At 30.5% G+C, this 25,822-nt stretch carries 25 protein-coding genes and 1 pseudogene; 16 read left to right on the top strand and 10 right to left on the bottom strand.

The annotated features are described in order from the left end of the window. Nucleotides 1-72: 72 nt before the first annotated feature. From AABL52_RS14105 to AABL52_RS14085, 5 genes are all read left to right on the top strand, one after another. Nucleotides 73-1,095 (top strand): serine hydrolase domain-containing protein, encoded by a 1,023-nt coding sequence (locus AABL52_RS14105; RefSeq protein WP_341517724.1) that lies wholly within the window; start codon nt 73-75, stop codon nt 1,093-1,095. Nucleotides 1,096-1,099: 4 nt separating this feature from the next. Further along, entirely contained in the window at nt 1,100-1,693 is a 594-nt protein-coding gene (locus AABL52_RS14100) for a GNAT family N-acetyltransferase (RefSeq protein WP_341517723.1), read from the top strand. Between the two features lie 109 nt (nt 1,694-1,802). Next, the gene (locus tag AABL52_RS14095) at nt 1,803-2,456 is read left to right on the top strand and encodes a VanZ family protein (RefSeq protein ID WP_341517722.1); all 654 of its coding nucleotides are present in this window, start codon (nt 1,803-1,805) and stop codon (nt 2,454-2,456) included. Between the two features lie 207 nt (nt 2,457-2,663). After that, entirely contained in the window at nt 2,664-3,170 is a 507-nt protein-coding gene (locus AABL52_RS14090; protein ID WP_097844882.1) for a DUF3189 family protein, read from the top strand. Nucleotides 3,171-3,370: 200 nt separating this feature from the next. Beyond that, nucleotides 3,371-4,177 carry a DegV family protein gene (locus AABL52_RS14085; protein ID WP_000831955.1) on the top strand — a complete coding sequence of 269 codons (807 nt, stop codon included), beginning with the start codon at nt 3,371-3,373 and terminating at the stop codon, nt 4,175-4,177. Between the two features lie 134 nt (nt 4,178-4,311). Here AABL52_RS14085 and AABL52_RS14080 read toward each other — a convergent pair whose 3' ends face one another. Then, nucleotides 4,312-4,884 carry a DJ-1/PfpI family protein gene (locus tag AABL52_RS14080; RefSeq protein WP_341517721.1) on the bottom strand — a complete coding sequence of 191 codons (573 nt, stop codon included), beginning with the start codon at nt 4,882-4,884 and terminating at the stop codon, nt 4,312-4,314. A 644-nt stretch (nt 4,885-5,528) separates the two neighbouring features. On the opposite strand from AABL52_RS14080, the gene AABL52_RS14075 reads away from it, so the two are divergent. The 4 genes from AABL52_RS14075 (at nt 5,529) to AABL52_RS14060 (ending at nt 9,850) form a co-directional block, all read left to right on the top strand. Further along, nucleotides 5,529-6,752 carry a methyltransferase domain-containing protein gene (locus tag AABL52_RS14075; RefSeq protein ID WP_341517720.1) on the top strand — a complete coding sequence of 408 codons (1,224 nt, stop codon included), beginning with the start codon at nt 5,529-5,531 and terminating at the stop codon, nt 6,750-6,752. A gap of 111 nt (nt 6,753-6,863) precedes the next feature. Then, nucleotides 6,864-8,162, top strand: coding sequence for an MFS transporter (locus tag AABL52_RS14070; RefSeq protein ID WP_341517719.1), 1,299 nt, complete (start codon nt 6,864-6,866; stop codon nt 8,160-8,162). A gap of 223 nt (nt 8,163-8,385) precedes the next feature. Then, nucleotides 8,386-9,183 carry a MerR family transcriptional regulator gene (locus tag AABL52_RS14065; protein WP_341517718.1) on the top strand — a complete coding sequence of 266 codons (798 nt, stop codon included), beginning with the start codon at nt 8,386-8,388 and terminating at the stop codon, nt 9,181-9,183. A 22-nt stretch (nt 9,184-9,205) separates the two neighbouring features. After that, nucleotides 9,206-9,850 (top strand): methyltransferase family protein, encoded by a 645-nt coding sequence (locus AABL52_RS14060; RefSeq protein WP_341517717.1) that lies wholly within the window; start codon nt 9,206-9,208, stop codon nt 9,848-9,850. Between the two features lie 50 nt (nt 9,851-9,900). On the opposite strand, the gene AABL52_RS14055 is transcribed toward AABL52_RS14060, so the two are convergent. Continuing rightward, complete coding sequence (locus tag AABL52_RS14055; protein ID WP_341517716.1) at nt 9,901-10,614, bottom strand: hypothetical protein; 714 nt, start codon at nt 10,612-10,614, stop codon at nt 9,901-9,903. 496 nt (nt 10,615-11,110) lie between these two features. On the opposite strand from AABL52_RS14055, the gene AABL52_RS14050 reads away from it, so the two are divergent. Together AABL52_RS14050 and AABL52_RS14045 are read left to right on the top strand one after the other, a co-directional pair. After that, nucleotides 11,111-11,911 carry a GNAT family N-acetyltransferase gene (locus tag AABL52_RS14050; RefSeq protein ID WP_341517715.1) on the top strand — a complete coding sequence of 267 codons (801 nt, stop codon included), beginning with the start codon at nt 11,111-11,113 and terminating at the stop codon, nt 11,909-11,911. A 45-nt stretch (nt 11,912-11,956) separates the two neighbouring features. After that, nucleotides 11,957-12,760, top strand: coding sequence for a glycerophosphodiester phosphodiesterase (locus AABL52_RS14045; RefSeq protein WP_341517714.1), 804 nt, complete (start codon nt 11,957-11,959; stop codon nt 12,758-12,760). A 320-nt stretch (nt 12,761-13,080) separates the two neighbouring features. Here AABL52_RS14045 and AABL52_RS14040 read toward each other — a convergent pair whose 3' ends face one another. Then, entirely contained in the window at nt 13,081-13,542 is a 462-nt protein-coding gene (locus AABL52_RS14040; RefSeq protein WP_341517713.1) for a DUF2306 domain-containing protein, read from the bottom strand. A gap of 173 nt (nt 13,543-13,715) precedes the next feature. Between AABL52_RS14040 and AABL52_RS14035 the strand changes: the two genes are divergently transcribed. Then, the gene (locus tag AABL52_RS14035; RefSeq protein ID WP_341517712.1) at nt 13,716-14,246 is read left to right on the top strand and encodes a DUF4269 domain-containing protein; all 531 of its coding nucleotides are present in this window, start codon (nt 13,716-13,718) and stop codon (nt 14,244-14,246) included. Between the two features lie 44 nt (nt 14,247-14,290). On the opposite strand, the gene AABL52_RS14030 is transcribed toward AABL52_RS14035, so the two are convergent. From AABL52_RS14030 to AABL52_RS14010, 5 genes are all read right to left on the bottom strand, one after another. Then, complete coding sequence (locus AABL52_RS14030) at nt 14,291-14,734, bottom strand: hypothetical protein (RefSeq protein ID WP_341517711.1); 444 nt, start codon at nt 14,732-14,734, stop codon at nt 14,291-14,293. Nucleotides 14,735-15,456: 722 nt separating this feature from the next. Then, nucleotides 15,457-15,981 carry a PIG-L family deacetylase gene (locus AABL52_RS14025; protein ID WP_341517710.1) on the bottom strand — a complete coding sequence of 175 codons (525 nt, stop codon included), beginning with the start codon at nt 15,979-15,981 and terminating at the stop codon, nt 15,457-15,459. Between the two features lie 42 nt (nt 15,982-16,023). After that, entirely contained in the window at nt 16,024-16,587 is a 564-nt protein-coding gene (locus AABL52_RS14020; protein WP_341517709.1) for a class I SAM-dependent methyltransferase, read from the bottom strand. A 24-nt stretch (nt 16,588-16,611) separates the two neighbouring features. Then, nucleotides 16,612-17,241, bottom strand: a complete 630-nt coding sequence (locus AABL52_RS14015) for a DUF1796 family putative cysteine peptidase (RefSeq protein WP_341517708.1) — start codon at nt 17,239-17,241, stop codon at nt 16,612-16,614. A 32-nt stretch (nt 17,242-17,273) separates the two neighbouring features. Further along, on the bottom strand, nt 17,274-18,461 hold the full coding sequence (locus tag AABL52_RS14010) for a glycosyltransferase family 4 protein (protein ID WP_341517707.1): 1,188 nt from the start codon (nt 18,459-18,461) through the stop codon (nt 17,274-17,276). Nucleotides 18,462-18,648: 187 nt separating this feature from the next. Here AABL52_RS14010 and AABL52_RS14005 point away from each other — a divergent pair, with 187 nt between their 5' ends. Beyond that, nucleotides 18,649-19,503 carry a glycosyltransferase gene (locus AABL52_RS14005; protein ID WP_340420094.1) on the top strand — a complete coding sequence of 285 codons (855 nt, stop codon included), beginning with the start codon at nt 18,649-18,651 and terminating at the stop codon, nt 19,501-19,503. 29 nt (nt 19,504-19,532) lie between these two features. Beyond that, on the top strand, nt 19,533-20,405 hold the full coding sequence (gene galU / locus AABL52_RS14000; RefSeq protein WP_341517706.1) for a UTP--glucose-1-phosphate uridylyltransferase GalU: 873 nt from the start codon (nt 19,533-19,535) through the stop codon (nt 20,403-20,405). A gap of 38 nt (nt 20,406-20,443) precedes the next feature. Here the strand turns inward: galU and AABL52_RS13995 are convergent, their stop codons facing one another. Next, the gene (locus tag AABL52_RS13995; protein WP_341517705.1) at nt 20,444-21,253 is read right to left on the bottom strand and encodes a hypothetical protein; all 810 of its coding nucleotides are present in this window, start codon (nt 21,251-21,253) and stop codon (nt 20,444-20,446) included. Nucleotides 21,254-21,378: 125 nt separating this feature from the next. On the opposite strand from AABL52_RS13995, the gene AABL52_RS13990 reads away from it, so the two are divergent. Beyond that, nucleotides 21,379-22,764: a sugar phosphate nucleotidyltransferase gene (locus AABL52_RS13990; protein ID WP_341517704.1), complete on the top strand. Its 1,386-nt coding sequence runs from the start codon at nt 21,379-21,381 to the stop codon at nt 22,762-22,764. Between the two features lie 150 nt (nt 22,765-22,914). Next, a pseudogene (locus AABL52_RS13985) lies at nt 22,915-24,078 on the top strand (glycosyl hydrolase family 8); the annotation flags it as partial. Nucleotides 24,079-24,292: 214 nt separating this feature from the next. Here AABL52_RS13985 and AABL52_RS13980 read toward each other — a convergent pair. Next, the gene (locus tag AABL52_RS13980) at nt 24,293-25,726 is read right to left on the bottom strand and encodes a PLP-dependent aminotransferase family protein (RefSeq protein ID WP_341517703.1); all 1,434 of its coding nucleotides are present in this window, start codon (nt 25,724-25,726) and stop codon (nt 24,293-24,295) included. Nucleotides 25,727-25,822 lie beyond the last annotated feature (96 nt).

The following is a 25,822-nucleotide window of genomic DNA, read 5'->3' as shown; positions in this document are numbered from 1 at the left end:
GAGGGTTCACCCTCCTATATATGGAAATATAAGAAGGGTGAACAATATTGATAAACGAGGGTGGTTTTTGTAATGAAAACAAAAGATCAAATAGACAGCATTGTAAAAGAAATGCATCGGCATATAGATTTCTCTGGGGTAATTTTAGTGAAAGAAGAAAAAGGCATAGCCTATGAAGAGGCGTTTGGTTACGCAAATCGAAATGAATGTATAAACAATACGCTACAAACAAAGTTCGGAATTGCCTCCGGTTGTAAAATATTCACTGCTATCGGTATCTGTCAACTTGTTGAAAGAGGTGTAATTACGTTTCAAACAAAGCTAAAAGAGTGTTTAAGGATTAAATTTCCAAACTTTAATGAAGATATTACAATACATCACCTTTTGACGCATAGTTCGGGTGTTCCAGATTATTTTGATGAAAGTATTATGGATAACTTCGAAGATCTATGGAAACAAACACCTATGTATCTTTTAAAAAGTTTAAAAGACTTCTTACCATTATTCCAAAACAGAAATATGATGTTTGCACCTGGAAGCAAGTTTCACTACAATAATGCAGGTTTTATCATACTCGGATTAATAATCGAAGAACAGACAGGACTTAAATTTACGGAGTATATAGAAAAAAACATATTTAAGCCCATTGGTATGAACGATTCTGGCTATTTTTCTTTAGATACATTACCAAGGCAGACAGCTCTCGGATATATAAAAGATAAAACTAACCAAAATTGGAGAACAAACATCTACTCTATACCAATAATAGGAGGATCTGATGGTGGAGCTTTTATTACTGCGCCAGACATGCTGAAGTTCTGGGAAGCATTGTTTAACTATGAAATCGTAAGCCGAGAATATACAAAGATACTTTTAACCCCGCATATACAAGTAAATAATAATCAGTCTTACGGCTATGGAATATGGATTGAAACAAGAGAAAAGAAGATATTCAAATATCATGTAATGGGATATGATCCAGGAGTCAGTTTTCGCTCGGCCGTATATCCAGACTTAGGAATTACATTAGTTATCCCATCAAATAAAGAGGCAGGACCCGAAAAATTAATGACAGAAATAGAAGGGGCTTTTTAATTATATGGAAATAGAAATTAGAGCGTATAAAAAATCTGATGAAACAGGATGGGTACGTTGCCGTGTATTATCTTTTTTAGATACAGCATATTACGATAACGTTTTTAGAGAGAAAGAAAAATATGAAAATCCTGCTATTGAATTAGTAGCTGTATTTGAAAATAAAATTGTGGGTTTAATAGATATTGAATACGAATTAGAAGAACGTACAGTTTGTTCAAAAGGGATTGGTCTTGGCGGCATGATTTGGCATATTGCTGTTCATCCGGATTTCCGTAGAATGAAAATTGGTAATCAACTATTAAATGAGGCAGAGAAGTTAGCGAAAGAACTTAACCTAAATCGATTGGAAGCATGGACTAGGGACAACCTATGGGTACATGGATGGTATGAAAAGAACGGATTTGTAAACGTAGATTCATATTTACACATATACTCCGATCATACAGACGAGATAAAAGGTGTAATGAAAAGTAATATAGATAAATTATATCCAGTTCAAACATTTGCTCATTATACGGGTGAAAATAAAGAAGAGATAAGAAAACAATTCAAACGAGTTCACGATTGTTTTTGTTTTGAAAAGTATTTTAACTAACTAGAAAACCTTTATTTTATAAATAAAGGTTTTCTAGAATGAAATATAATTCTATACAAGTGAATTCTTAATCATTGTATTTATATTTTAAGATTTACAAAATATCACTATGAAGGGATGTGTTAACAGTTTGTATATGATCAATGGTAGTGTGTTTATCATAGTAGGAGTTATCTGTTATTTGATTGTACGAAGTATTTTTATTGGAATGAAAAGTAAAAAAGGTGTGAATTGGTGGAAAGAACTAATTAGTTTTCTGTTCGCAACTTATATTGGTATGGTTGTTGCGGTAACTTTATTCCCCATACCAATTGGTTTTTCAACTAATATTGAACATATTAGACTTTCAATTAATATTATCCCCTTTGCTTCCATTATTGAAGATATTGGTAAAATAGGGAGTGCTTACGATGGTGATGTCCTATTTATGATTGGTCTAATCGTAAGAAATGTAGGCGGAAATATTTTATTATTTATGCCTTTAGGATTTTTAGCACCAATTATATGGGATATATTTAAAAAGTTTAAAAACACTATTTTATTAGGTTTGGCTATATCTTTTAGTATTGAATTATTACAGCTAATAGAGTCTTTATTTAGTAGTTGGATACGCATTACTGATATTGATGATGTAATCTGTAACGTTATAGGTTCTATTGTTGGATATTTTATTTATAAAATCACTTTAATGCTAGCTAGTAAATTTAATATTCAAGTATTAAATAAGACTAATTCTAAAGGTGTAGAATCTATTGATAATTGACAGTTCATACGGGTTAATAGATATGTTTATTTTTATTAATAATGCTTACGATTATTACATTATGTACCGTAATAAATAGACGAGAGTATAACCCAAAAATATATAATGAATTAACAAAAAAATTGTAAATACATTCATCCTTTGTTTATCAATGCTGTGAACGGTAATACTAAATAACATTGAACTTTTACAACAAGGGATGATAATATGATATTCATTTACACAGATTTCGGTGGAACACATTCAACTGCACTTGCTGCAGCTTATCATTTAAATAAATTACCTACTGATCGTAAGTTAACGAAAGAAGAAATATTAAATGTAGATTACTTTAATAAATTGAAAACAGAAGATATGGGGAAAATCATTTTTCATGGAATAGACGAAAATGGTAATCCAGTTTATACAATTGGATGCGGCGCATCAAAAATCGTTGTACCTGCGATGAAGCATTTAGGAGAGATTCTGCAAAAACATTATCAAAGTCATGAGAAGATAATTTTTTCTAATACATCACCAACAGTTCCTTTACCTATGACTTTTGGGGGGCTTTTTTCTAGAAGATTCCACATCGATTTTATCGGTGTACCGTTACTCGTATGGGGAGCAAAACTTAGCTGTGATAACGTACAAAGACTGGTTAGTTATACGAAGGAAGCCGGCCGATTGACGAATGATTATGTTGTAATTTTAGATAATGAAACGTTTAAATAACGCATGATAAGAAGAAAATTGGGCAAATACTTCGATTTTCTTCTTTTTTTCGTGAAAATGACAAAAAAATTTCACATTTAATATGCATCTACTATAGCCAAAACAATAAAGTCCTGTTACTATTACAGGGATATTCTCTTTTCGTAACATAAATATATAGAAAAGTCAGAAAAGAGGAATTGAATTAAGGGAGGAACAACATGAAGCGTGTTGCTTGGATTACTGATAGTACAACTGCGAGTTTTACAACAGAAGGAGATAACTTTGTTATCCCAATTGAAGTTATTATTGATGGTGTGTCGTACAAAGATTGTGAAGAAGGTGTGCGTGAGCGCGTCTATAATGCGTTGAACGAAGGTAAAACTGTCACTACATCACAACCTAGCATAGGGGAAATGGTAGAGTTATTTTCGAAATGCAAAGAAGAATATGAAGAGGGATTTGCAGTTGCTATTAGCGGAAAAGTAAGTGGAACTTATCAAAACATGAAGTTAGCTGCAGACATGGCAGGTTTCCCATTAACGGTATTGGATAGTGAAACAACAAGTTATCCAATGGATGAACTAATTAGAAAAGCGAAATCGTTATACAATGATGGTATGACGTTACAAGATATACACAAAACATTAGTAGATGAAAAAAGAAGACCTTTCCACGTATTCCCGAAAAGTTTAAAAGGCCTTTACGCAAGTGGACGTGTAAAGGGAGTTCAATTTTTACTTGGAAGTTTATTAAGTGTCAACTTAATATTAGAAGTAAAAGGTGGAGAGCTTTTACTTGAAAAGAAAGTTCGCAAAATCCAAAAATGTCGAGAATACATTAAAAATGAGCTTGAAAAAGAATTACCAAAAGTACTACATATGTTCCATGCTAACGATAAAGATGGAGCTGAAGAATGGATTTCGGATATTAGACAAGCATTCCCTGAAATGGACTTTAAACTATATCCATTACCAATTTCATTTGCGGTTCATGCAGGTGAAGGTACAATAGCAATTAGTTATTAAGAGGAAAACCCGTGAATGATTCGCGGGTTTTTTATTTAATTAAATTGAAATTGGAAGCATATTACGTCGCCATCAAGCAAAAAGTCTCATTTTATCGTTTTTAGGAGCAACCAATCCCTCAACTTGATTTCAAATTAAAAATATAAACCTTTGCCTACTGGCTGAACAGTTTCTAGTACAGTATCGACCATTGTTTCATTGATTAGGGTTCTTATAATCCAAGCTGAGAGATCTTGAGCAGCGAAACAACCTGCAGCAGTGGAGATATTTCCTTCGTTTACGAAACTTTGTTCAATAACATCTACATCGAATTCTTTAAGCTGTTCTACTGCGGATGGATATGTAGTGGCTTTTTTACCTGTTAGCAATTTTTTAGCTCCTAGTAGTAATGAACCGGAACACATAGATCCTATTAATTGTCTTTGAGGATCTATATGAATGCTATTAATATATTCTTGGTTTTTATATAAATCTTGTACACCCTTACCGCTTGCGAATATTACTGCGTCAGCAGTAGGAATATCAGATATGCTTCCTGTCATGGGAATACGTAAGCCAGACATGGATATATGAGTTTTTTCCGTTCCTAATAGTTGAACGTTCCAATCAGAAATACCGCCAACTAAACGTACACGATTTAATAAATCCCATGGTAGAAATACATCTATATCAGTAAAGTTATCAAAACAGACTATTGCAATTTTCATTTTCTAATCCCAAATTCCATATGCATATCCCCTTATTTAGAATATAAACTTCTCCTTTTTATGTTCTATATTAAGTTATAAATTCCTGTATATTCCATGCGTATGAAAGAGATGTTAGCGGTTTTTTAACTTCTCTAAACATAAAAAGTAATAAAAATTTTTTCTTATTTTCTATCAATTTGTTGTACACAACTATGATCTGTAGCAATAACTCGTAAGGTATTTGGAGATGAAAATCTTTAAAATTCTCGAGGGTTTACTTTTTCAGTAAGTGCCTTTTTATATTAAAGAAATAAATCCGCCTTCTTATTAATCTATAAAGCTAAAATAACTATGAACAGTATTTTGTCCTATCCCTTTTAATAAATTTAACCTTGCCATTTTAGCACGTCGTGTAGATTTTGTTTATGACATATTATAAGTAACATTCTACAGTAATCCTGCTCCAATGGTTTAATAAAATAGATGTGATGATGTCCATTTACATGGAAATTTAATTAAATAAAAGGATTATACACCTATAAAATATGTGGCATTCAAATATCCCATACATAACGTAAATAATGTTGTTTCAAAAGTTTAAAGGGTTTTTAAATGTAAAAATAGAAATCTATATAAAAAAATATACAAATGGTAGTGATGCTATGAAAATCGGTAAGTTTGGAAAATTAAATAACATAAGTATTGATACAATTAGACATTATATGGATCTCAGCCTCATAATTCCTGAAAAAAAGGGAGGGCACTATTTTTTTGATGAGTATTGTCAAATAGATTTAGAGCTTATATTACATTACAAAGAGCTAGGATTTAGTTTGAATGAAATTAAAGAACTATTTTTTTATAAAAATTTAGCGAAAGCTATGAATTACGAAAAAGCTACTTTTTACCAATCTTTATTTAAACTGAAATATGACAAGTTGGAACAGGAAATAGAACTCTTGGAGAAGAAACGGGATAAATTAAAGAAAGTGTTACATGATTTAATATCAACAAGCGAAACTTCTAATTCAATTATAGGGATAGATTTAAGTGTACTACATTTACTTACATGTTCTAAATGTAGTAAAAAACTAATTCTTCAAGAGGGAATTATTAATAACAATCAAATTACCGAGGGGAAGCTAATTTGTAATTGTGGTGAAGAATATATTATTACTTCAGGAATTATAACTGCTGGTAAATCATTTAAAGTAAATGAGCAAACGTCACTTGAAGATACTATTTCGGATTATATTCATGAAACTGATAATGCGTATTTGGAAAATATGCATAGAGAAGGGGAATGGGCGAAAAAAAAACTAATACATTTAGATTTAAATAACAAATTAATACTGGATATAGGATCGGGACTTGGATTCTTTTTGAGAAATATTTATGAAGAACTACCCGAAGATTGCCTATATATTGCAGTAGATCGAGATTTAAATAAACTTTTATTTTTAAAAGATGTATTAGCAAGAAGAAATCCAAAAAGAAACATTCTCTTTATCTGTGCTGATTTCTTGAATATCCCTATTCAGAATAAGTCAGTTGATATTGTAATTGATCATTCTGGTACGAGCAATTATAGTTTTGAGCATGAGAAATTTTTACTTCACGAATTAAATCCGCTATTTAAAACGGATTGCTATTTATTAAGTTTATTTATTTTATTTAAAAATTTCAGCTCAAATAGCCAAATTACAAATAAATTCCGAACAAATTTTACACTTTCAAAAGTAACGAAAGAAATCCAAAATCTACAGTTTCAATTCATTGATGAAAGTACTTCAAACTATTTGAAACGGGGAGGTAAGTACGAGGGTTTCTTTGTACAAGGAGAAGAAATTTATACATATTCATTTTTCGGAAAAAGATGGGGTTAACCCCATCTTTTATTTATTCTCCCTTAAAACTTTTCAAATAGTACATATTGCTATTGGGTTAACCCAAGAACTTACACTTAATGTAATACAAAGAAAAGTGGGGGGATTGTTATGAGAAGTTTACGATTACATATAGAAAATAAAAATAGAAACCAAGAACTAAGAAATATTTGTTTATATTCAATTGCAAAAACAGTATCAATATTCGGTAGCTCTATGTATAGTTTCGCGCTAGGATTATATGTTTTACAAATAACTGGCTCTGCGTTAAATTTCGCGATTACGCTCATATTAGGAACGATTCCAATGATTGTTATGAATCCATTTGCTGGTGTAATTGCTGATAAAGTTAATAAAAAGAAACTCGTCGTTTGTATGGATTTACTAAGTGGGTGCTTATTAATAACTGTTTATATATTAAGCAGCTATTATGGATTAAATTTATTCATTATTTATACTACAACCTTTCTTATGACGGTATTTACAACCTTTTTTGGAATAGGGTTAGAAGCTGCAAAACCAAATATCGTCTCTAAAGAGAGGCTTATGAGTATTAATTCTATAAGTAAAATTATCGATTCTGTATCTTTAATTCTTGGCCCTATGTTAGGTGGCATCGTTTTTTCAGTATTTGATATTAAAACTTTTATAATTATAAACGGTATTTCATTCATTCTTTCAGGGATAGCATTACTATTTATTCACTTTAAATTGTTCGAGTGTAATATAAATGAGGAAAGTTCAAAAAGAAGAGTTAATTTTATTAAAGATATAATAGAGGGGTTTTCTTACTTACTTGAAAAGGAAAGCTTAAAGAATACGTTTCATATTTTAATTTCGTTTAATTTCTTCTTAGGCTTTGCTGTAACTGTTCCATTGCCATACATTATTAACACAGTACTCAATCTGACTTCTAAGGAATTTGGTATCATTCAAGGGACTTTTCCAGTAGGGATGATAATTGGTGCAATTGTAGTAAAAAAGATAACTGATCGTTTTTCTTACTCTTATCTTTTGAAAAAGCTAAGTTCTATGTTGTCAGTTATTATGATTTTTTCGGGGATTCCAGTTTTATTCAAAAACTTTGAAGTGAATGATTTTGTATTCGTTATTACGTATTGTGTTGTTATGATCTTTTTAGGGATTATTATAGCGCTAATTGATATTCCTTTAATTTATTTCATGCAAAAAGAGATTCCTGATGAATATAGGGGCAGAGTGCTTAGTATTGGATTAAGCTTAGGTAAAATGATGCAGCCAATAGCACTCGCAATATCAGGTCTATTATTAAATTATATTCCAGCCTACATCATTCCAATTGTAGGTGGAATCTTATATTTAATAGTAATTAAAGCTTCATCAAATCGTTTCACGTTAGAAGTTCATTCGAAAGATTATAGTGCTTCATAGAATCTTAGGTTATTTATAGAATGTATATTGCTATATCTTTCAAGGTAAGAAAAGCAAATACTATAAAACGAAAAAATGGATTGAATTCCTATGGACAATGTTGAAGAAAGTACATATTCATTTTAGGGGGATAAATACAAAAAGAAAATTTAGCTTTATGGATTGACCTTCCCCTTACAGGAAGCAGTATATTTAAAATAATTAATAACAGGAGGTGAGTGGTATGCTTTCAATTGGGGAGTTCTCAAAAATATCGCATCTTACAATGAAGACGCTGCGCTACTATGATGAAATTGGGCTTTTAAAACCTGATTTCATAGACGCTAAGAATGGCTATCGCTACTATAATATTTCCCAATTAGAAATTGCTTTATTGATTACACGATTAAAAACTTATTTATTTTCTCTGGAAGAAATTAAGGATATTTTAGCAAATTGGGAGAATACAGAGTTGCTTAACTCTAAAATGAAAACCAAACAAGAAAGTCTAACACAACAGATTACATTTTATTCTTCTTTATTAAAAAAATTAAAGTTTGATATTCAACAATTAGATGAAGAGGAAAGTATCATGGATTACTTAAATTATATTGAGATTAATCTTGTAAATCACTTAACCTTTCATATAGTATCTCAGCGAAAGCGAATAAATATCTCTGATTTCCTAATGCACTTTAATGGGTTGTTCAGTAAAATTTCATTTGAAAATTTATCGCCTATTGCAAAACCACTTGCTATATTCCATAGTTCAGAATATACACCTGAAAATTATGATGTAGAAATTGCGATTCCTCTTACCAAGGCCACAAATAAAACAAAATTGTTTCATCCCGGCCTTTGCGCAATGGCTACACTTATTGGCTCTTACGAAGAATTACCTTCTGTTCACACAAAATTACATGTATGGATTAAAGAAAAGAACTATAAATTGAATGGCGATCCGTTTGAAGTTTATAAAACGAATCCTTATAGCACACTGGAGGAGAATAATATTATAGAAGTATATTTTCCTATAAAATGATTAAAGGAAGGTGCGTATCACAATGTATGGTATAAACCGGCCAACAATAAAGGAAAAAAACTTGATTTTAGTTGCTGAGATTATCTATTTAATCATTGCATATTACTTACTTTTCATTACTTATTTCAAGCCAGGTATTTCAATAGGACTTTTTATAGCTTTAATTATTACCGCTTTCCGATTAACAGCTATGATGTTTATATGGTTGCCTAGAGGGATTACATGGCAAGAAGCCATTATGAACAGTATTGCTTTTGGAATATATTATTTAGGTTTTCCAATCTTAATGATTACTAGTAATCAGGATCCAAACTTAACATTTCTTATTATAGGCTGGATATTGTTTTTAGGGGGAAGTATATTAAACACAGTTTCAGAGTTACTTAGAAAACCTTTTAAAGACAATCCTGTAAATCAAGGTAAGCTATATACAGGTGGTTTATTTAAATATGCGATTCATATTAATTATTTTGGGGATTGCATTTGGGTGCTTGGTTTAGCATTAATCTCGAGCAATATTTTTAGTTTATTTATCCCGCTAGGCCTATTCTTAGTATTTGTTTTTGACTATATTCCAAAATCTGATGATTACTTACAAAACAAGTATGGGGAACAATTTGCAGTGTATAAACAGAAAACAAAAAAACTAATACCGTTTATTTGGTAAATCAACTTCATAAATTATAAAAAAGCGCAGGATCCACATCCTGCGCTTTTTTATCGTAATTCAGCTGTTTTTCTAATAACGATCTTATCTATATCATCTTCTTCATCACCAATAAATAACCCGCGTTCTTTTAAATACGCGTCAAAATATAAGTCTGCTTCTGCACGTTCATCATACGGTTTTACAGATAGAACGAAACCTAATTTGTTTTGTTCCTCTAAATGAGAAGTGGAGATGTAGGCCGGTACATTGTGGCGTAAAAAGAGTTCTTTAACCGGAATAATCATATCTTTCATTAATTTCGTTAACATACCCATTTCAAACTCGAAATTAAAGCGATCTATGCTACATAAATCAGCGAATACTACACCGATAAAACCTGTATTAAATACTTCTTGATATTCTACATCTTCGTCATTACCGTAAAAATTCTTTTCGATTAAATAATTTATAAAGTAAGCAACACCGTCACTTTGTTCAAATGGTTTCGTTGAAAGAACAAAGCCGATTTTCTTTTGTTTATGTAAATACACACATGACATGTATGCTGAAATGTTATGTTCTTTAAATAGAGAACTTGTTGCCCCAGAGAGGCCATCAAGTACGTGATGAACAATTTGAAGTTTTTTACGAGCGAAATAATAGGATTTCTTTTGTAACTCCAATGTATCAATAAAGACAGAGCCGATAAAGCCTGTATTTGAAATGATAGGTGTTTGCTTTTTTCTTCCTCTGCGCTTTGCTTGAGCCATTGTAAAAATCATCCCTTCATGTACAATTAAAATTAAAAGAACGTTTGTTCGTATATTTATATTTTACTATTAAAACGCTCTAAAGTAAAGGGTTTTTGACGAAAAAAGCAACAAAAAAGACACCTGTAAAAGGTGCCTTAAACGCTGTAGGGAAGAGGGTTCATTCCTACAATTTATATTATGATACAGAAACAATCTCTTCTGTATCCTCTACATCTAAATGACAGTCCATAGTACGAACATCTTGATCTTCATGACTTCCGAAATAAATAGTAATTTTCATATGTATCGCTCCTTTATTCTAGGAATACCTAAAATAATTACTAGTAATGTTAATATTTATTATATACCACTTTTTTCATTCCGACAACGTTATATCATTTTTAATTCTTTTAGAGGAAAAAGAGTGATGTATAGAGCTATTTTTATAGAAATAGGCACTTTTCATATATGTTATATTTAATACTGAATGATTCGAATACGAATTTTTATGAAAGGAGAAAAACGAATGAATTATAAACAGTTATTAATAGATAACTTCACATATAAAACGTCATATATTGCGCGACAGGTACATGGAATGAATGTAAAAGAAACGAAGGATTATATTGCTGTCGACTGTGGTTTACCTGCAGATACATTTAATATCATTACTTTACTAAACAATGATGTAACGGAAGGTATTGAGAAATTATATAAAGTGGTAAACAACTATAATCAAAAGAAATTTCCAATGAGTGTTTGGTTTTGGAATGATAGGCATGAGCAGATTATAAAAAGCGAATTAATAAAAAATGGCTTAAAAGAAGCAGAACAAAATATCGCGATGGTAGCAGACTTAAAAACAATTCATCCAACAATAAACATGCCAGAAGGTTTTACGATACAAAGAGCATCTTCGTTAGGACAAATTAAAAAGTTTGGGGAAACATTAGCTAATCTATTTGGTACATCAGAGGAAGGTATACATGTACAAGCGTTTTACAACCAAATCGCTTCTTTCGATTTATGGAATAATGAGAATATGAAACTGTACATAGGCCTTTATAAAGATGAAGTCGTATCGGTTGGTTCATTAGTATGTACAAAAGATAGTATTGGTATTTATGATATAGCAACTAAAGAAGAAATGAGAGGGCAAGGATTTGGCTCCACTATGTTTAATTACTTGCTGCAAGAAGCAAAAGAATTGAAGGTTGCTCAATGCGTATTACAAGCTTCACCTGATGGAATTAATATTTATAAAAAGGCTGGCTTTCAATCTGTTGGACAAATGACAGTATTTGAAAATCGACATTTAATTGAATAAATTATCCGAATCAAATTGCTTTCATTTAGGAGTTAATACATCTTTATGAAAAGAATATATATCGTTACAATCATTTGCACCATTATATTAATAGGTACTTTTGTTTTTCATAAAGTAAATGAACTTAAGTATACGAAAGCTATTAACCAATCAAATCACATAAAAAATATTGCACATAGAGGTGCGTCTGCGTATGCGCCGGAACATACAATGGCAGCATATACATTAGGACAACAATTGAAAGGAGATTATATAGAAATTGATCTTCAAATGACAAAAGACGGACATTTAGTAGCTATGCATGATGAAACAGTAAACCGTACTACAAACGGTATGGGATTAGTTAAAGAACAAACATTAGAAGAAATAAAGCAACTAAATGCAGGTTCTTTTTTCAATAAAAAGCATCCCAATTTAGCAAAGAAAGAATTTGAAGATGCTACAGTCCCAACACTAGAAGAAATTATTGAAACGTTCGGGAATGATGCAAACTATTATATTGAAACAAAATCACCAGATGAATATGCTGGTATGGAAGAGAAGTTATTAGCAATTATAAAACACTACGAAATAAGTGATAAAGTTATTATTCAATCATTTAGTGAAGAAAGTTTGCAAAAAATTCATAGTTTAGATGTTAATATACCTCTAGTACAATTACTACCTTACAAAAAGGCAATTCAATTAACTGAATTAGAGATAAAAAAATATAAAACATACTGTATCGGTCTTGGGATGAACTATAAATATATTGATTCAGCTTATGTAAAGAGAATAAAGAAACATGGATTAGAAGTTCATCCATTTACTGTAGATAATGAAACAGACATGAAAAAGTTAATTTTATGAGGAGTTGACGGGATGTTTACGAATTACCCGGATCGTTTACATTCGTTGCTACAATCTTAAATTATAATGGTGCAATTATCACTGTGGCAATAAAACAAGTATACAAAGATAGTTTGCGGTCCAAATAGTAACATCATTGAATACATAGAGCTGATATTGAAATGAAATCTGAAAAAGAATCCAATATTTTTATTGGATTCTTTTTATTTATCTCTAAGTGATTAACTTAAAGCATTATGAATTTGAATTTGTTAATAAAATATTACATTGAGTATGATTTTTATATTAATCATCAGAAAGTAACGAAATTGTAATGAATTTTAACTACGCTTTTTATATTTTTTTGATACACTGGCTACGAGAGGAATACCGATTAATGTAGGTAAAAACCAAAAACATATAGGTGGCAGTAAATTTATTATGGGAATATGAATACCGACGTTTACTAAAAGTGCAGTTACTGCACCTATATAAGAACCTAACATACCTCTAATATGGTGATGCAGCCAATTTTTCCAACGTTTTTTTCGTGCCAGGTAGCCATAAATCGCAAATGAATAAGAGAAAATTGCTACATAAAATAAATATGCGATTTTATCCCAGTTTATAATGGATAATATAATTGCAGTAACGGTGATAACAACATAGGATGCATGATATATTTCACCCCATTCCGTATGTTTTCCTTTCTTCTTTTGAGCAACCATCGCTATAATACCGGTTATTAAACATATTGTTCCAAATAATATGTGGATGGTTAAAAGAATGTTAAAAATGCTCATAATAATTCCTCCTTTTTTATTTTTATAGTATTGCTGTATAGGAGAAAAGTTGAAACATATTGTTTATTGACCTTAATATATTGAAATAAAGGTACTCCTAGAAAAAGTTTAAACGGACAATTTTTCTTGAATTTAGTGAGTCACGTATTACGTGAAATGAAGGAGAGACTTCCATGTTTACATCTATTACATATTTACAATCTGGGAATGAGAAGCAACAAAAAGTGTATGATGTTTTGAATAAATTAAATATAATGGAGGATTTAACTTTGTATAGTCCCGTTCTTTGCGGGACAATCCCTATAAGAATTGATACAATTCAATCCGACTTAGACATAGTAATGGAAGTATATAACTTTGATGTTTTTGAACAGGAAATGAGATCTTTATACGGTTCTTATAAAGGATTCAAAATAAAAAAGAAAAAAATTAAAACTACAGAATCGATAAAAATAAACTTTGAATTTGAAGGTTTTGAATTTGAATTATTTGCTCAGCCTAAGCCAGTACGTAACCAAAATGCATATAGACATATGATAGTAGAGCACATGTTATTAATGCAGCATCCCCATATAAGGGAAGACATTCTTCGCTTAAAAGAGAACGGTTTAAAAACAGAACCTGCTTTTGCTCAAGTATTAAATATTGACGGAGATCCTTATGAAGAGCTTATTATGTTGGGGCAGGAAATGAGATTGTGGTGAAGATAAAGGAGCTCCTCATTAAATGAGGAGCTCCTTTATTTATTTTAGTCACAATTAGAACTATTACAACATAAACAAAAAGTGTTTTGAATAGATAAAGTAAAGAAAGTGGTAGCGTCAGCATTCCCGTTTGTAGCAATTATAGTATTAAGATCTGCTATTTCATATAATTTTGTTTGCCCTGCATTAATGACATCATTAATTGATTGGTTACTAGTTTTACTTTCTATTGTAATAAATAGTGGACCGTTTGGAGTAGTACTAAGTGGTACAGAAATTTGTATTAGAGAGTTAGATTGATTACTTGTAAAACTTTGGTATAAGGTTACATTCCCTTCACCTGGATTTAACAAATAATCTATTGGTGTATTATCACCAGGTCCAGCAGTGTAATGTGTAGATATAAAACACTCTTGTCGGGAACTTTGAGGTGCTACCTTTTTCAAACTTTCATAACAATATTTATTGTCTTTATAGTTACCAGCCATATGTTCATTTCCTTTCTATTTAGCTTGTCCATACTGTATAGTATATGAATTTATAATAAATAACGTTTGTACAACTTTACATAATTGTATAAACGACAGGAAAAATTATTAAAATGTGTGAAATTTATTTAAATATAAATATATTAACTATACAAATAAGCTGTGATAAAAATTCAAAAATCAGTCTTAAACAAGAAAGGTGGTAGGTACTTTGATATCCATTATATGTTGTACAATTTGAGAAGAGTTGAGGAAGAATATTTTCGGAAATTACGATAAACAAGATTATAGGGGATAAAAAGTTAATTATAATATTAAATAAATATGACATAAAGAAAGAGGTTTGGGAACTGAGAACATCTATGTCTAAAAATGTATATATATTTTTAGAAAAAATCACCTTAGGTGAGTGTTTAAATTATGGTATTCAAAAAGTTAAACATAAACTTATAGCTAAATTTGATGACGATGATTTTTATTCAAAAAAATACATCAGTCCAAGAAGTTTTTATGATATATCCCACAAATTGGTTCGCAATTTGTGGATTGCTTGAAATTCACTTTATTGTTGGCAGTATATTTACACCTAAAACAATAAGGTTAGAACAAGCTGATTCTGCTACATTTTTTCGCTTTAAAGATTTTCTATCTTAAGAATGTAAATTATAACTAGTAATCTCTTTTGCAAATTCCAACAATAAATATGGAGTTAATTAAATTTTTTATAACTCAATACTATGATTAACAGATAAGACAACACTTTCATAAACAATATAATCCATCAATTGTTCAATATTACCCTTAATTTGACTTTTATATATTGAAAGTAAATTTAATTTTTTTCTAAGTAATTTATATGGAAGGATTGCGCTAGATTTATTAAAAATATATAAATTATCATAATTTTGTTCATGTAAAATTTTTGACAGTGATTTATGTTGACTATGTCCATATTCACCTTGAAGATTATGTGTCACAATACAATTAAAACTATTTTTTTGAAAAAGCTTTGATAAATCTTTCAATAATTGCAATTTATCGAAATTCCCATCATATCGATCAGGATAATCCCATATTTCACAAGAAACACCAATGAGTTTCATAGCAGTATAAAATTCATTTGCTCTAATAGGATAATCTCCATTTGTTAAACAAATTACTTTCCATCCAGGCTCTTTTATTAATGTAGCGCCTCCAAAAATCGATTCATCATCTGGGTGTGCTACAATCATTAATTTATCCAACACTTCACAGCACTCCTGTTTAATAAAAATATTTTAAACTATTATTTAATTTTTTCGGACTATTAATAATGAATCGTATAGAGATATATATTCAAAGTTCTCATTATTACAAAGCTCTTCTACAGCTTTGCATACACCCGGAAAATAATTAGAATAATCATGAAAGGCTAAAAGACCACCTTTGACTACTTTAGGTGAATAATTAATAATATCCTGTTTCACGTGATTATAATTATGATTTCCATCAATAAATATTGCAGAAATGCTTTCAGGACAATCATTATATGCTTCTTCGCTATGCTTTTTTATAGGGATAATCATATTCTCTAGTCCATGATTTTCAATATTTTCTTTAAAGTATTGAAAAGGCGGTACGACAAATGGATCAATTGCATAAATCGGGCGCTTTTTACTACTTATTTGTAAACTTCCAAGAGCTAATGCAATTGTACTTTTTCCTTTATAAGAACCAATTTCAACAATACTACCCGATAAATGATCAACTAGTCCAGGTAAATGCAATAAAATAAACTGTTCGTAGTTAGATAACCATCCTTCAATATTATCTACGATGGATAATAATTCATAGATACTTTTTCCATTCAGCATGTAGTAATTTCACTTCCTTTATTATTAACTAATTGATACTCCGTTTAAAATTTTATCCCATGACAAATCACAACCTTCCCAGCGGCCTGGAAAAGTATTTCTTATTTCTATAGAACATACATTATCAATATTCCAAAAACGTTCTACAAAACTATTATCTTTTGAAAAATTAATAACTAGAATAAAGAAATCGTTGTTAGTTAATTGCTGTAAAACGGTATTTAATTCAACTATTTCATGATAAGTAGCAACCATTCTAACAAATAGAATTTTTTTGCTACTCAATAATAGTTTATTAAAGTTGTCTATTTTACTATCTAATTTTTTCTTGAATTTTGGATAAATAGATAACGGATTTTGACTTTGTTCTACAATAGGAAAATCATGATGAGATTCAATGTGATATAATTCATCAATTATTAGGTGGGAATATTGATTGGCTGCATTACTAATCCTTAAATTTTTATACTCCATAAAATCCCTAAATTGATTTCTTAATAAACAATTTACATCTTTTAAACTGGGAGAAATCATCCAATCTAAAGGTGTTGAGATTTCCCTTAATTTTTTTCTTTTTAATTGAAATGCAGTTTGACAATAAGCCCCTAAACTAATTACAGAATCATAAGAACCCTTCATTTTTTTTAGGCCCATAAATACTTAACTCCCTATATTAAAATTAATTTTTATTTAGTAGAACCTAAAAGGTCAAGATGGACTTTAATTTCCTTTGCAATATTTTCCCATGAAAAAAAATTATTTACATGTTCTTGTCCTTGTAGTGAAATGGCTTCTAATTGATCTATTTTTACTATTTCTTTATTTAGTGTAGATGAGAAATCCTCATGAGTTGCGTGAATATAATGTTTTCCACTTTGAAGATACATTCCTTTAACACCAACAGCAGTCGATACTAATGGAATCCCGGCTGATAAAAACTCTAATGTTTTAATTTTTGTTCCAGTTCCAAAAAATGCTGGATTAATAGCTATATCAGATTCCGAAAACAATTTTAGTTTCTGCTCTTCATTTATTTCGCCCATAATTTTTACATTTGGTAATGTACAATTAGAGAATTGTTTTCCACATTGCCCGGCTATAATAAAATCAATTGTTTCACATCTTAGAGCTAAATATGAGATTATAAAATTAACGATATCAATATTAGGTTCATGCATACTCCCGATAAAAAGTGCTGTTTTCCTTGAACTGATACTATTAGCTTTTTTTCTTTTATACCAAACATTAGGATTTATGCCATTCGGTACTAGTTTAATATTTTTTGGACTAACATTAAATGAATTAATAAAACTATTTTTGTCTTCTTCGGAAGTCGCAAAAACTAAATTTGCATTTTCAACGAGGTATTGTTCCATTCGTGTAACATATTGTATATACTTACGTGCATTTTTTCCGTGCCAAACTTCTTTAGCGAATATCGCTTCGTGATTATGGCTGTTGTATATCCTAGGTTTATCCCCTAAATCGAAATTTATATCATACTTAAGTGTAAAGGGTGATTCATGGATAATAATATCAGTGCTTTTGTAAAATTTATTGTAATAATTAAGAAATATAGGTGGTGTTTTTTTTATTAATGCACAACTTAAAGCGGCATGAGTAGAAAATCTAGGCTCCATCTTTTCTAAAATTAATTGTTTATCAATTTTATGTTGTTCGTCATTGGTAGGAATTTTTACTTCTCGAAATGTAGGTGAGTATTCAATTTCTTCTACTTCAGGCATATATTTTTGTGACAATAAAGTTACGTCATAAAATTTACTTAGTTGATTATATATGTGAAAGTATCGAAGTACTCCACCAGTATTTGGAGGAAGAATAGTCGGGAAGTGATTCAAAACTAATAGTTTCATTTTTATACACCTCTGGCAGTTTAACTATATAGATATTAAAGGAGACGCATAATATATGGTATTTCAAAAGATTAGTTTTGTTACATGAAATGCATTAAGAGAGGATATTCATCAATTTTTTAGTGTCCATTATTTTGGGAGCTACATAAACTGCAAATAACTGAATTTTTCAAGAGGTGATTACAGTATGAATAGTATCCCTGAAAATATCCAAGACCTATTCAACAGCATTGTTCAAATTCGAAAAGAAGAACAATATAAGCCTATATCCGAACTATTAAAAATAGCTGAGTATAACAAAAACTTTTTACTTGGATTAAGAAAAAAATTTATTAACAACTTCAAAGAAAAAGTCTCCATTGTAACCTGCACAAATAAACCCCAATTTATAGAAAATATATTGTTGAACTATGCAAATCAAACGTGGGAAAATAAAGAACTTATACTCATATTAAATAAAGATGATTTAGATTTTAATTATTATCGAAAAAAAGCAAACCGCTTTGAAAATATTCACATATACCAAATTCCTGAAGGGACATCTTTAGGGAATTGTTACAATTTTGCAGTAGATAAAGTGAATTATGATTTTATTGCTACATTTGATGATGATGATTACTATGCACCAAATTATTTAGCTGATTTGATGTGTGCTTTTCAGTATACGGATGCTGATATAGTGGGGAAATTAACATATTTTATATATTTTGAAGAAAAGGATATTCTGGCACTGCGTAACCCCTTTCAAGAATATAAATTTTTAGATAAAACCTCGTTTTTAGATGGTGGGAAGAAGATAGTTAAGAAAAAGGTTTTTGATTCGGTAAATTTTCGCGATGTATCTTTATTAGAAGATGTTTATTTTTGTCAAGATAGTATGGAAAAAGGGTTTAAAATTTTTTCGGCAGATAAATATAACCTTGCCTATTTAAGGAGAAGTAATAAAGACAATCATACATGGAAAGAGCAAGATGAAACAATTCTAAAATGGTGTTCAATTATTTCAAAGAACCCCCCATATAGGCATAATATATTAGTGTGAAAAGTTAAAATAGTTAGGAGAAGTTAATAATGAAAATTCGTAAAGCTGTAATTCCAGCCGCAGGACTAGGAACTAGATTTTTACCCGCGACTAAAGCTTTACCAAAGGAAATGCTTCCAATTGTTGATAAGCCAACAATTCAATATATCGTTGAAGAAGCTGTAGCATCTGGTATTGAAGATATATTGATTATAAGCGGAAGAGGAAAACGTGCAATTGAAGATCATTTTGATAAATCATATGAACTTGAAGAAATATTGTTAAAGAGTAGGAGAGATGAAATTCTAGAAGATGTAAAAAAAATTTCTAGGCTTGCAAACATTTATTATATTCGCCAAAAAGAACCAAAAGGGCTGGGCGATGCAGTTTATTGTGCACGTAGCTTTATTGCAAATGAACCATTTGCTGTATTATTAGGGGATGATATTATTCAGTCTAAAACTCCTTGTCTAAAACAATTAATGAATATTTATTTGAAATTAAAGTCTCCCATAGTCGCTGTTCAAAAGGTTCCATTAAACGATGTTTCAAAATATGGAATAGTAGTACCAGGAAATACAATTACCGAAAATCTTGTTCAAGTAGATACATTAATAGAAAAGCCACCGTCCCATAAATGTATCTCTAATTTAGCAATTATGGGACGGTATATATTAACTCCTGACATTTTAGAGATAATTCCTAGACTACCGCAGATTAATGGCATGGAAATTCAACTAACAGATGCGATCCGTATTATGGCTGAACAACAAAATGTTTATGCATATTATTTCGAAGGAGAAAGGTATGATATTGGAGATAAATTTGGATTTATTAAAGCGAATTTAGAGTACGCACTACAACGGCCTAAATTAAAAGAAGAATTGATGGAGTACTTAAAAATATTAATGGGTAATAATTAATGATAATAAAAACAAAACTTAAAAAACCACAAAAGGTATTAAGCTAATTCGTTATTAACTTTTTGTATATATTGATCAGGAACAGTCATGCCAGTAGTTACTAATTTTCCGTCTGGAGTAACATTATGATGGTAACTAATAATATATGGGTGCAAGGATTCCGCCCATGCTTGATATGAACCGTTGATATGAATATTAAATTCAGCTGGTAATAACTCTACATTTAATTTTTGATCAGCAAGTGCTAAAGAAAGTGCAAATTGATCTGTATAATATTTATTTTGACCAATAACATTCCACTTTTCATTAGTGAAAAACAAATCGGTAATTACATTAGCGTATTGTAACCATGCATCTCTAAGTGGTTTCACATGACTTTTAGGTATAAATAGTACAGCACTATTAGCATGTATCTCATTTTCAACTTTAGGTATAGTCAAGTTGAAATAGTTATATAAATATTTCCATTCATCAATAGTAAGGGGATCTAATAAAGAGTCACAACGTCGAATACGAGAAGTAGATATTTCAGATGAAAAATCACGTGTAATAACAGTATCACAATCTAAGGCTATTAAAACATCATAATCAGCTTCTATTTCTAACATTCTAATTTTATTACAATGACGTTGTAATTTACTATCATACGGTTTTACTATTCTTACCTGTACACCCATCTCATTTAATTCCCTGTAAATTGGTTCATCAACATTATCAACAAAGATTGCTAATAATTTTGCATCTGCTAATTGACCACCAAATGCTTTTAATGTCTTAAATAAAGTTAAAATTCTAAAATGAAACATTTCATTATTTTCGCCTAAACATGTAATTAGAATTTTTGACAAAATAATCCCTCCTGCATTCGGAAAAAATAAATTTACTTAAAATTGATTTTGATTGCGCCATATTATTACTATTCGGTAATAAATAAAAGCAGAACGTTATTAACAAAACAATTGGAGGAATATATATGCATATTATTTTGTTGTCAGGAGGAGCTGGAAAACGGTTATGGCCGTTGTCAAATAATGTTCGTTCAAAACAATTTTTAAAACTATTACCATCAAGCCATAAAGCTGACAAGCAAATTTCGATGATTCAGCGAATATGGCAGCAACTATGTAATGCAAACCTTTCCGAAAACTCCATAATAGCAACAAATAAATTACAAGTGGAGATTATTCAAAATCAATTAGGTAGTAATATACCACTTGTAATTGAACCAGAGCGACGAGATACTTATCCCGCCATTGTATTAGCCTCCTTATATTTAAACTCTATAAAAAAAATTAGCCATGACGAAATTGTCGTTATAATGCCTGTTGATTTTTATGTAAAAGATGATTTTTTTGAACATATTAAATCTATTTCAGCTCACCTTAAAGATTCAAAAGCAGAAATTGCTTTAATTGGAATTAAGCCGACTTCAAATGCTGATAGATACGGTTATATAATTCCGAAACACTCAGCATTAATTAAAAATGAATATCAACTAGTTGATTCTTTTATAGAAAAACCAAATTCAAAACAAGCTAATGATTTAATTGATAAAGGTGCCTTTTGGAATTCTGGTATATTTGCATTTAAACTCGGATGTATTTTAGAACATATAAAACAAAAAAATTATCCTATTGATTTTGATGAAATGGTGCAGTTTTATAATAAATTACCCTATGACAGTTTTGATTATGAGTTTGTTGAAAAAAATCATAATACTATTGTTATACCTTACGATGGTGAGTGGAAAGATCTAGGGACATGGAAAAGTTTAACGGAAGAAGTAAATAGCCAAGTACTTGGAAAGGGACATATAAGCTCTAACTCTGAAAATGTAAATATAATAAATGAATTAGAGTTTCCAATTTCGGTTGTAGGGGTATCTAACATAGTTATAGCAGTGTGTTCTGATGGTATTCTTATAGCAAATAAAGAAGACAGCGAGAAAATAAAAGGAGGATTTTTTCAGTTCGATTCACGTCCAATGTATGATGAGCGACGGTGGGGATCGTATAGAGTATTTGATTATTTTACTTCTCAAAATAAACAGGAAGTATTAACAAAAAAAGTTTTTGTAAAGTCAGGAAAAAACATTAGCTATCAAAAACATTTTCACAGAGATGAAGTATGGACAATTGTGTGTGGAACAGGATTAGTAGTGGTAGAAAAAGAAATTTGGTCCGTCAAACCTGGTGATGTGATCAAAATTCCTGTTGGCACTTTGCATAGTATAAAAGCAACTACCAATTTAGAGTTTATTGAAGTTCAAATGGGTTCGAAACTGATTGAGGAAGATATATTCCGTCTTTTTTATGAATGGGATGAAGTTAAAAAATACTGTATGAATATCGAACAATAGAAATTTTATTTTAGATAAATCTATCATATTTCTAATATATTGCATTGCATTAAAAGGTTTAAAGAAGGTGAGAATATGAGAAGAAATCATGATTTTAACGCTTCAGGTAAAGAGCGGCTGGAAAAGGGCCAATCAATTCATACTATCCATAAACCATTTCCACAACAAGTTACTCATCCAGGAGTTGTGAAACCTAATCATATTAGCCAAGAAGAGCTAAATGAATCAGTAAAAAGTTATTATAATCATTGGAAAATGAATTATTTAAAAAACGACCTATCCTCATTACCAGGTGGCTACTATGTAAAAGGTGAAATTACTGGGAATCCAGAGGGTTTTACTCCACTTGGAACCTCAGAAGGACAAGGATATGGGATGGTTATAACTGTTTTAATGGCGGGTTATGATTCTGCTGCACAGAGCATTTATAACGGCTTGTTTAAGACTGCAAAAACTTTTAAAAGTTCTAGAAATCCAAATTTAATGGGATGGATTGTTACTGATGATAAAAAAGCTTTTGGATATTTCCCTTCAGCTACAGATGGAGATTTAGATATCGCATATTCATTACTCCTTGCACATACTCAATGGGGATCTACAGGGGCTATAAATTATTTGAAAGAAGCTCAACAGATGATTACAGAAGGAATAAAAAAAAGTATTGTTACTATAAACAATCGTTTAAATTTAGGGGATTGGGATAAGAATACCACTTTAAATACCAGATCATCAGATTGGATGATGTCACATTTTAGAGCATTTTATGAGTTCACAAATGATCAAATTTGGCTTAATATCATTAATAATTTGTACAACATTTATAAAGAGTTTAGTGCTAAATATTCTCCGAATACAGGACTTGTTTCAGATTTTGTAGTAGACAGCCCTCCGCAGCCAGCACCTGAAAATTTTTTAAACGAATCAGAGTATACGGGGGCACATTATTATAATGCTAGCCGTGTCCCTTTAAGAATTGTGATGGACTATGCAATGTACAGTGAAAAGAGAAGCAAAATCATTTCAGATCAAATTTCAACTTGGATTAGAAATCAAACAAATGATAATCCATCAAATATTGTAGATGGGTATCATCTAAATGGATCTGTTATTGGTAGTTATGCAACTGCTGTATTTGTTTCCCCGTTTATCGCTGCAAGTATTACGAATAGCATTAATCAAGATTGGGTAAACTGTGGCTGGGATTGGATGAAAAATAAGAAAGAGAGCTATTATAGTGATAGTTATAATTTATTAACGATGCTGTTTGTTTCAGGTAATTGGTGGAAGCCAGTACCAGGAGATAGGCAAATTTAGACTCTAATAAATTTGGGGATTTACTAATGAAGTAATACGCATTTAGAATTTAGAGAAAGAAAAGTTGCTCATGTTGTGATTTATACTTTTGTAAAGTGGATTTTAGGATTGACAGAGATTTTTTTATGACGAACTTATTTTATTAGAATAGGACATGGGATTATGGAAAAAAAGCATAACAAAAACTCCTCTATACATAAAAGAGGAGTTTTTGTTATGTCATTAACTTACAGATTAATTCGCCTAACAATTTAATCCCGTTAGTCATTTGCTCTGGAGAAGCATATCCATATGATAAACGAATGTACTGATCTGATTTTTCTTCGTATATACGTCCTGGGTTTAAAAGAATTCCTTTTGACAGTGCCTCTGAAAATAATTTCTTCATCGGAATGCTAGGTACAACCTTTAGCCATATAAAAAATCCACCACTAGGAATATCCCAGGTGGCAATATCTGCACAATACTTATTTAAAGCCCGTATCATGATTTGTCTTCGTTCTTTTAATTGAATTCTTATGTTTGCAACATGTTCATCATAAAAACCTTTATGTATCCATTCAGCAGCAACTCTTTGGGATAATGAACTCGATCCATAGTCTGTTTGCATTTTTATATCTGACAATCTATCAATTACAGGTTCTGGTCCAATAATCCAGCCAATTCTAAGACCAGGAGTAAGTGTTTTAGAGAAACTACCAACATATAATACATGTCCATGTTTATCTATTGACTTTAAAGGAGCTGGAGGTGGTTCATCAATCCATAATTCGCGGTAAATATCATCTTCAATAATAGGTAACTGTTCCTTTTCACATATTTTCAATATTTCTTTTCTTCGCTCTTGAGACATTAATATCCCTGTTGGATTTTGAAAACAAGGGATAGAATATAAAATATTTTTCTTTTGACTATATTTGATTCGTTTTAATAACTCGTTAGGTAAAATACCGTGATGATCCATACATATACCAGCTAGATTTATATTTGCTGATTGAAACACATGAAGTGAATATAAGTAAGAAGGCTGCTCAAGTAAAACGGTTGATTCTCTATGCAATAGACCAATTGATATTAATTGCAATGCTTGTAACGCACCAGAAACGATTAATATAGAACCGGCTGATGCATGTATTCCAAATGATTTTACGTATTTACTTATTGCTTCACGTAACGGTAAAAAACCTTTTTGTTCTTCGTATCCAAAATACTCTAATTCCTCACATACGCTTTTCATAATCGACTGCATGGTTTCTAGTGGAAAAAGTTGAGGTGCAAGTTCACCTTTACTAAGATGGATAAGTTTTTTATTTGTTTCTGCTTCATTGATTTCTCGTACCATTAACTTGCTAGGTTTATGAATACCAGCCTTTACATATTCACTCCAATCAGGCGGGGGATTCGTCGCTAATAATGACCATGTATTATTTGTTACAATTGTTCCTGCTCCAATTTTCCCTTGAATCAATCCATCTGCCATAAGTTCATCTAGTGCAGTTATTACAGTACTTCGATTTACATGAAATAATTTTGCTAACTGCCGTTGACTAGGGATCTTACTTCCAATAGGCCATTCTCCGTTTTCGATTTTTTCTTTCATATAATCTACTATCTGCCGATATTTAGGCAGTTTTTTATTAGTTGTCATAAAAAAACTCCCTCGTTCACTTTAAAAATGCCAAGTGGTTGGTTTTTACGATAAATAACTGGTTGAAGACATTGTATCAACTATTAAATATGATGA

Origin of the sequence: Bacillus paramobilis (assembly GCF_038096195.1) — a bacterium.
GTDB classification, from domain to species: domain Bacteria; phylum Bacillota; class Bacilli; order Bacillales; family Bacillaceae_G; genus Bacillus_A; species Bacillus_A mobilis.
This window is presented reverse-complemented; position numbering and strand designations above follow the sequence as displayed.